This is a genomic window from Amycolatopsis sp. NPDC005003 (assembly GCF_053600695.1).
Genome location: NZ_JBSGAI010000036.1, coordinates 105,710 through 113,766 on the forward strand (window position 1 = coordinate 105,710; position 8,057 = coordinate 113,766).

At 72.6% G+C, this 8,057-nt stretch carries 6 protein-coding genes; 4 read left to right on the forward strand and 2 right to left on the reverse strand.

Translation table 11 applies throughout. The features are described from left to right. Positions 1–44 precede the first annotated feature (44 nt). Positions 45–1,652, forward strand: coding sequence for a malate synthase A (gene aceB, locus ACWED2_RS34200; protein ID WP_449694641.1), 1,608 nt, complete (start codon positions 45–47; stop codon positions 1,650–1,652). 120 nt (positions 1,653–1,772) lie between these two features. On the opposite strand, the gene ACWED2_RS34205 is transcribed toward aceB, so the two are convergent. Further along, complete coding sequence (locus ACWED2_RS34205) at positions 1,773–5,393, reverse strand: S8 family serine peptidase (RefSeq protein ID WP_449694642.1); 3,621 nt, start codon at positions 5,391–5,393, stop codon at positions 1,773–1,775. A gap of 143 nt (positions 5,394–5,536) precedes the next feature. Between ACWED2_RS34205 and ACWED2_RS34210 the strand changes: the two genes are divergently transcribed. Next, positions 5,537–6,028 (forward strand): SigE family RNA polymerase sigma factor, encoded by a 492-nt coding sequence (locus ACWED2_RS34210; protein WP_449694643.1) that lies wholly within the window; start codon positions 5,537–5,539, stop codon positions 6,026–6,028. A gap of 10 nt (positions 6,029–6,038) precedes the next feature. Continuing rightward, positions 6,039–6,893 (forward strand): hypothetical protein, encoded by an 855-nt coding sequence (locus ACWED2_RS34215; RefSeq protein ID WP_449694644.1) that lies wholly within the window; start codon positions 6,039–6,041, stop codon positions 6,891–6,893. Here the strand turns inward: ACWED2_RS34215 and ACWED2_RS34220 are convergent. Further along, positions 6,884–7,417, reverse strand: a complete 534-nt coding sequence (locus tag ACWED2_RS34220; RefSeq protein WP_449694645.1) for a TetR/AcrR family transcriptional regulator — start codon at positions 7,415–7,417, stop codon at positions 6,884–6,886. The genes ACWED2_RS34215 and ACWED2_RS34220 overlap by 10 nt on opposite strands. Positions 7,418–7,507: 90 nt before the next feature. Between ACWED2_RS34220 and ACWED2_RS34225 the strand changes: the two genes are divergently transcribed. Beyond that, positions 7,508–7,966 carry a nuclear transport factor 2 family protein gene (locus ACWED2_RS34225; RefSeq protein ID WP_449694646.1) on the forward strand — a complete coding sequence of 153 codons (459 nt, stop codon included), beginning with the start codon at positions 7,508–7,510 and terminating at the stop codon, positions 7,964–7,966. Positions 7,967–8,057 lie beyond the last annotated feature (91 nt).

Consider the following 8,057-nt stretch of genomic DNA (forward strand, 5'->3'; position numbering starts at 1 on the left):
TTCCCCTTCTTCCCTTCCCTGCCCACAGCTCGCGGAGGCACCCCATGGTTGATCGGCTGAACTACCGCATCGAGGTCACCGGCCCGGTCGAGGGCCGGTTCGCGGAGATCCTGACCCCGGCGGCGCTCGACTTCCTGGCCAAGCTGGACAACACGTTCGCCGGTCGCCGGCGCGAGCTGCTCGACGCCCGCCGCACGCGGCGCGAGGAACTGCAGTCCGGCGAGAAGCCGCTCGGCTTCCTGCCCGAGACCCGCCGGATCCGCGACGACGAGTCGTGGCACGTCGCCCCGACCGCGCCCGGTCTGGAGGACCGCCGCGTCGAGATCACCGGCCCGACCGACCGCAAGATGACGGTCAACGCGCTGAACTCCGGCGCCAAGGTCTGGCTGGCGGACTTCGAGGACGCGACGTCGCCGACGTGGCACAACGTCATCGACGGCCAGATCAACCTCTACGACGCGATCCGTCGCAACATCGACTTCACGACCGAGGCGGGCAAGCGCTACACCATCGGCGACGAGCCCGCGACGATCGTCGCGCGCCCCCGCGGCTGGCACCTGGTGGAGAAGCACATCCGCATCGACGGCCGTCCGGTGTCGGCCAGCCTGGTCGACTTCGGCCTGTACTTCTTCCACAACGCGCGCCAGCTGCTCGCCCGCGGCGTCGGCCCGTACTTCTACCTGCCGAAGCTGGAGAACCACCTCGAAGCGCGCCTCTGGAACGACGTCTTCCTGCTGGCCCAGCGCGAACTCGGCATCCCGCGCGGCACGATCCGCGCGACCGTGCTGATCGAGACGATCACCGCCGCGTTCGAGATGGACGAGATCCTCTACGAGCTGCGCGAGCACGCGGCGGGCCTGAACGCCGGGCGCTGGGACTACATCTTCAGCCTGATCAAGAACTTCGCCGCGCACGGCGCCGACTTCGTCCTGCCGGACCGCGCGCAGGTCACCATGACCGTGCCGTTCATGCGGGCCTACACCGAGCTGCTCGTGCGCACCTGCCACCGGCGCGGCACGCACGCCATCGGCGGCATGGCCGCGTTCATCCCGAGCAAGGACCCGGAGATCAACGCGACCGCGATCGAGAAGGTCCACGCGGACAAGGAACGCGAGGCCGGCGACGGTTTCGACGGCTCCTGGGTCGCCCACCCCGGCCTGGTCCCGGTCTGCCGCGAGGTCTTCGACAGCGTGCTCGGCGGCTGGCCGAACCAGCTCGGCAAGCTGCGCGAGGACGTCCACGTCACCGCCGAGGACCTGCTCGACGTGGCCAGTGCCGGTGGCGAGGTCACCGAAGCCGGCGTGCGCGCGAACATCAACGTCGCGCTGCGGTACGTCGACGCGTGGCTGCGCGGCACCGGCGCCGCGGCGATCCACAACCTGATGGAGGACGCGGCCACGGCGGAGATCGCGCGCTGCCAGGTCTGGCAGTGGATCCGCAACGGCACGAAGCTCGAGGACGGCACGGCGCTGACCCGCGAGCTGGCCGTCGAGTTCCTGAACGACGAACTCGCGTCGGTGCGCGCCGAGCTGGGTGCGGGCAACCGCCTCGACGACGCGTACGAGATCTTCACCGAAACCGCGCTGGGCGAGAAGCTGCCGAGCTTCCTCACCACGGGTGCCTACGCGCGGTACCTCACGGACGCCCGGTAGCAGGGGCCCCGCCCGCCCCTACCTGACGAGGGGCGGGCGGATTCCACACTGTTGGGATGGTGTGGGTCCGGACCGGTCCGGTGACGGCGGCTCCCCGTCACCGGACCGGTTCATTTCCGGTCAGGAGATCGCGTACGCCCGGATCACCGTCTGCTGGACGGTGTTCCCCTCGTCGTCCGACGCCTTCGCCCGCAACGAGACGAAACCGCTCGCCGGATTCCGGACCGCGACGGTCCAGTAGTCCCCGGTCCGCAGGGTGATCGCGGGCTGCCAGGTGCGTCCGTCGTCCGTGGACGTCTCGACGGCGAGCTTGCTGCCGGCCCCGCCGCCTTGCCGCTCGACGAACGCCGGGAACGTGAAGACCCGGCCGCCCGGTGCGCGGTTGCGGAGGTCGACCGCCGGGTCGAACCGCGCGGTGAGCAGCGGCAGCGCCTTGCCGTCCGCGGCCGCCGACGAGCGGAAGCCCCACTCCGCCGACACGTCCGTCCACAGCGGCCACCAGTCGGCGTGCCGGTGGACGTCCGCGGAGAGCCGGTAGGCGCCGTCGGCGTCCGGCACCGGGATCCGGGCCATGCCCGGCTCGCCCGGGGGCACCGGAATCGCCACGCCGTCCTTGGCGAGGCTCACCGAACCGGTGTCCCCGACAAGCGGCTCCGGCGTGCGCGGCCGCCCGGCGGCGTCGCCGAACAGCGGCAGCCACATGTCGAAGACGCCGTCCTTGCGCCAGGCCCACGGCCGCGGCTGCTCGCCGGAGTGGGTCACGGTCAGCCCGCGCAACGACGGCCCGGCCACGGCCTTGTTCCACGCGAGCCGGTACTTGCGGCCCGCGGCGAGGTCGAGCTGTTCCGTCAGCTCCCCGAAGTGACTGGCGGTCCACATCGTCTCCCACCGGCCGGGGGAGTAGTACTCGGTGCGTTCCTGCTGGTCGGCGACGGGTTCGGTGTAGCCGTAGCCGACCATCCGGCCGAAGAACTCGCGCCCGGCGACGTAACGGATGGTCGAGGGGACGTTGTCGTGGTAGGCGGTGCGCACCTCGGCGAGGTCGCGCGTCTCCGGCCGCTGCACGCGGGCGGCCGTCACTGCCCGCTCGACGCCGTCGCCGAGCTCGTAGCGGAAATTCGGCGACGGACGGCTGACCACCGTCGCCGAAGCGTCGCCCGTCTTCGCCAGCTCCGCCAGCCGCCGCCCGGTGACCGACACCCCGCTCCAGATCGTCGGCATGGTCAGCGCCGGAACACCGCCGCCGAGCACCGTGGCCGCGGCCGCGTCGCCCGACACGGAGACCAGGCCGAGCTTCGCCCCGGCGTGCTCGACGTTCGCGAGCCGCTGGTAGGCCTCGCCGATCGACGTGTCCGGCGGCAGCTGGATGACCACGAGCTTGCCGTGGGCGTCGATCCCGGCCAGGTCCGCCGGCGTGCCGGCCCCACCGGACACCACCGGCAGCGTGCTGCTGCCGGCCGGCGCGGCCGACTCCAGCCACGTGCCCCGGACCGCGAACGGCTTGCCGTCGTCCGCGGTCAGCTCGAGGTCCGGTTCGGTGGCCCGGCGCTGCTGGCTGAAGGCGAAGGCGGCCGACGAGGTCCCCGGCACGGTCGCGGCGAAGGCTTCGTGGAAGCGCGGGTCGAGGTCCGCACCGTCCGAGAAGGTGCAGGAGCAGGCGTCGATCCGGCTGAGCCGCTGGGCACTGTACGTGCCGCCGCGCGCCGCGGGGTTGTCCGGCTCGATCGACATCGGTTTGCCGTCACGCGCGTCGAAGGTCTGCGTCACGTCGTGGTCGAGCGCCAGCTCCGGCAGGCTGATGAAGCTGTACGACGGCTCCCGCCCCGGCCGCGGCGTCTCGATCACGCTGTGCACGGCGTACCGGCCGCGCGGCAGCCGGTAGGTGCCGGCCTCGCCGAGGGTCACCGAGCCGGTGGTGAGGTCGACGATCGACACCGGCGGGTAGCCGGTCGGCGCCCACGGCTTGCCGTCGCGGTCGAGCAGGCCGATGGCCAGGTCGTACATCTCCCCTTCCTGCCGGACCGAGAGCGCGGTCCGGGTGCTGACGCCGTCACCGCGCGCGGTGAGGATGCCGGCGCGGGTGCCGGGCGCGCCGTCCTGGGCGGCGAAGGTGAGCTCCACCGGGGTGCTGCCGCCCGCGGGCACCGTGACGTTCGGCGGAAAAGTGACCAGGCCGCCGAGGTCGGTGGAGAGCGCCAGCGTGACCGGCGTGGTGGCGGCGTTGTACCAGGTGACCGTGGCCTTCTTGGTCGTTCCGTGGTTGGGCCATGGCAGGTACGCCGACGCTGCCCCGGTGGCGGTGACCGCCGTGGTCGTCGCGCGGGCGACGTCGACGCGGCCGGTGCCGACCGCCGCCGGTCCGGCGTCGACGGGCGTGGCGCTGCTGGTCAGGGCGGCCTTGAGCCGCTCGGCCGGCCAGTCGGCGTGCTGCTGGGCGAGGATCGCCGCCGAGCCCGCGACGTGCGGCGTCGCCATCGACGTGCCGTCCAGCGTCTGGTAGCCGTCGCCGACGGGTTCGCCCACGGGCGGGATCCCGGCCGGGCGTGCCGCGGTGATCGACTCGCCCGGGGCCGCGACGTCCGGCTTGGCCGCGCCATCGTCGGGCCGGGGACCACGGCTGGAGAAGGCGCTCAGGACGTCCTTCTTGGACACACTGGCCACGGCGAGCGCGGCGTCGGCCGCCGCCGGGCTCCCGACGGATTCGTCCTGGCCGGAGTTGCCCGCGGCGACGACGAACAGCGTGCCGTGGTCGCGGGTCAGGGTGTTCACGGCTTCGGACACCGGATCGGTCCCGTCCGACGGCCCGCCGCCCAGGCTCATGTTCACCACGCGGGCGTGCGCCTCGGTCACCGCCCACTGCATGCCGGCCAGGACGGCGTCGAAGGTGCCGTGGCCGGAGCCGTCGAGGACCTTGCCGACGGCCAGGGTGGCATCGGGCGCCACGCCCCGGTACTTCCCGCCCGACGCCGCGCCGGAGCCGGCGATCGTCGAGGCCACGTGCGTGCCGTGCCCTTGGTCGTCCTCGATGCTGCCCTTGCCGGTGAAGTCCTTGCTCGGGCCGACACGGCCGGCGAAGTCCGGGTGGGCGGTAGCGATGCCGGTGTCGAGCACCGCGACGGTCACGCCGCGGCCGGTGAGGCCCGCCTGCCACGCCGTGGGCGCGCCGATCTGCGGCACGCTCTGGTCGAGACTCGCCTGCACCTTCGCGTTCAGCCACACCTTCGCGGAGCCGGCCGTGAGCGTGGCGGGTTCGGTGGTGAGCCGGTTCCAGAACGCCGCGGCGCCGGACTTGGGCTCGTCGAGGGTGGTGTAGCCGAGCGCGGCCGGCCGCGCGGCCACGCCGGTCCGGGCGGCGACGGCGGGGCCCGCCTGCCGGACCAGCAGCGGCACGTGCGGCGTGCGGGCGTCGTCGTAACCCTGACGCAGCAGGCCGGTGACGTTGAACAGCTGCTCGTCGAGCCGCCCGGCGCGGACCAGCGCGGCGGCGTCGCCGGGCACGACGTAGCTGTCGCCGCGGCGGGTGTACTGCCGGAACGGCACCGGGCGGTCCCGGCGGGCGGGCAGCACCCGCACGTCCGTGCCGCCGACCAGCACCTGGTCGCCGGTGACCAGCGTGATCCGGACCGGCGTCCCTGCCTGCCCGTCCGCGCGCCCGTCCGCCGGGGCGGCCGCCGCGGCGGGTGCGGTGAGCACGCCCGCGGCCAAGGTCACCGCGACGACCGCGGTGATCGGTTTCCTCATGGAATGGTTCCTCACTGTCGGGTCCCCCGGTTCGTGGAACGGGCCCCGCGCGGCGGCGGGTTGCCCGGGATTTCCGGGACCCCGGGCAACCCCCGCGTCCGCGCACCCCGTTCGACAGGTGTGGGGGCAACGAGGAGGAACTGGTGAAACGGTCGGAAGAGGCGGGGTACCGCGACTACGTCACGACCCGGATGGAGGTCATGCGCCGCACGGCCTACCTCCTGTGCCGGGACTGGCACCTCGCCGACGATCTGGTGTCGATCACGATCGGCAAGCTGTACCGGCACTGGCCGCGGGCCAGCCGGGTGGCGTACCTCGACGCCTACGTGCGCCGGATCCTGGTGCGCACGTGGCTGGACGAGAAGGCCAGGGCGTGGCGGCGGGAGGAGCCGGCGGAGACGCTGCCGGAGCCGCCGGTGCTGCCCGCCGACGACGTCGTCGAACGGCTCGGCCTGCTGGAGCTGCTCGACGCGCTGCCGCCGCGGCGCCGGGCCGCGGTGGTGCTGCGCTACTACTGCGACCTTTCGATCGAGGAGACGGCCGAGATCCTCGAATGTTCGCCCGGAACCGTGAAGAGCCAGACCGCGCGCGGGCTCGACTCGCTGCGCGCGCTCGTCGCCGCGAGCCGGAATTGATGGAGGGAAAATGAGCAGGGAGCAGTTCGACGCGGCGATCGGCGTCGTCCCGCCGTCCACAGTGGACGTCGACGCGGTGCTGGAGCGTGAGCGCCGCCGCGCGCGGGTGCGCCGCGTGGCGAACCCGTGGGCCGCCGCGGGCGCGGGCGTCGCGGCGGTGGCCGCCGGCGCGGTGCTCGTCCTCGCCCCGGGTGATCCGGGGCCGAGCCCCGTGCAGCCGGGAGGGGCGCCGCCGCCCTCGTCGTCCGGCGCGTGCCGCCTCGCCCCTCGGCCGACCACGCCTCCGCTGAAGGAGCAGGTGAGCGTGGTGGCGGACCGGCTGACCACGGTGCTGACGGCCGCGGTCCAGCAGCGCGTCGCCGCGGGCACCACGCTGGGCGTGCACTCGCTGGGGGAGTATCCGAAGGGCACCCAGCACGGGCCGCTGTCCTTCTACCACGTCTTTTCCGCACAGGTGGAAAGAGACAGCACCTGCAGCGGGGGCGAGGACTACTTCACGGCCGCGGCCTCGACGGCGGAACACGCGCACAAGGGGAACGTCTGGGCCGTCGTCTCCCGGCTCGGCGGCAACGCCAGCCCGGCGACCGAGTGCGGCCCGGCGCCCGTGGACACGCAGGGCTCGTGCCGGCGCCGGACCGGACCGCACGGCGAGACGATCGTCGAGGAAACATTGACCATCACGGGCGGCGGCACGGCCAACCGGGTGAACGTCGCCAAGCTCGACGGCACCGGCATCATCGTCGAGGCGCAGAACACCGCCCGGGACGCGAAGCTGGGTGACCCGCCGGACATGCCGGCGCCGCCGCTGGACCTCACCCAGCTGGCGGAGATCGCGCTCGATCCGGGCCTGACGCTCTACCCCTGAGCGGCCAGCAGGACCTTCGCCGCCTCGCCGGCCGTCTCCGCTTCGCGCGGGTCGCCGGTGATGGCGGCGAGCACGGTCGCGCCTTCCATGAGTGAGAACAGCTGGTCGGCGAGACTCCGGTCGGGGACGAGGCCGCGCAGGTAGGCGCGGACCTCGTCCTTGTGCTTGCGGATCGCGGCGGCGATGCCCGAGGTGGGCTCCCCGAACTCGCCGAAGGAGTTCACGAACGCGCAGCCGCGGAACCCGGGCTCGGCGAACCAGTTCTTCAGCCAGGCGAACACGGCCAGGGGGTCGTCGCCGCGGGCGTGGACGAAATCGCGCAACGAGCCCCGCCAGCGTTCGTCGCGGCGAAGCAGGTACGCCTCGACCAGGTCGTTCTTCGCCGGGAAGCACTGGTAGAGCCGCTTGAGCGAGACGCCGGAGCGCTCGCGGACGGCGTCCATCCCGACCGCTTGCACGCCGTGGGCGTAGAAGAGGTCCTCGGCGGCCTCCAGCAGCCGGTCGGTCGCCTCCGTGGAATCCATGTCACCTGCCCTGGCGCTGAGAATGATCGTTCTCTAGTCTAGCGGGAGCCGTGGAGAACGCACGTTCTCCGCGATCGGAAAGGAGCTGTCATGACTCCACGCCCGCCGTTCCCGCCGTTCGACGAGGACACCGCGCGCCAGAAGGTCCAGGCCGCCGAAGACGCGTGGAACACCCGCGACCCGGAGCGCGTCTCCCTCGCGTACACCGAGGACTCGGTCTGGCGCAATCGCGACCAGTACGTCGTCGGGCGCGCAGAGATCGTCAGGTTCCTCACCGCGAAGTGGGAGCGCGAACTCGGCTACGCGCTGCGCAAGGAACTGTGGGGCTTCCGCGGCAACCGCATCGGCGTCCGGTTCCAGTACGAGTCCCACAACGCCGAGGGCCAGTGGTTCCGCAGCTACGGCAACGAGCTCTGGGAGTTCAGCGACGAAGGCCTGATGCGGCGGCGGGAGGCGAGCATCAACGACGTCGCGATCGCGGAGTCCGACCGCCGCATCTTCGGCCCGCGCCCGGAGTCCGAGCACGGCGTCCTGTTGCCGGTCTTCTAGATGGTTGATTCCGTGAAGATCACGTGAAGGAGGCCGCTGTGCGCGTGTGGGAGGAGGGTGTCCAAGATCGAACTGTGACGAAAGACCTGAA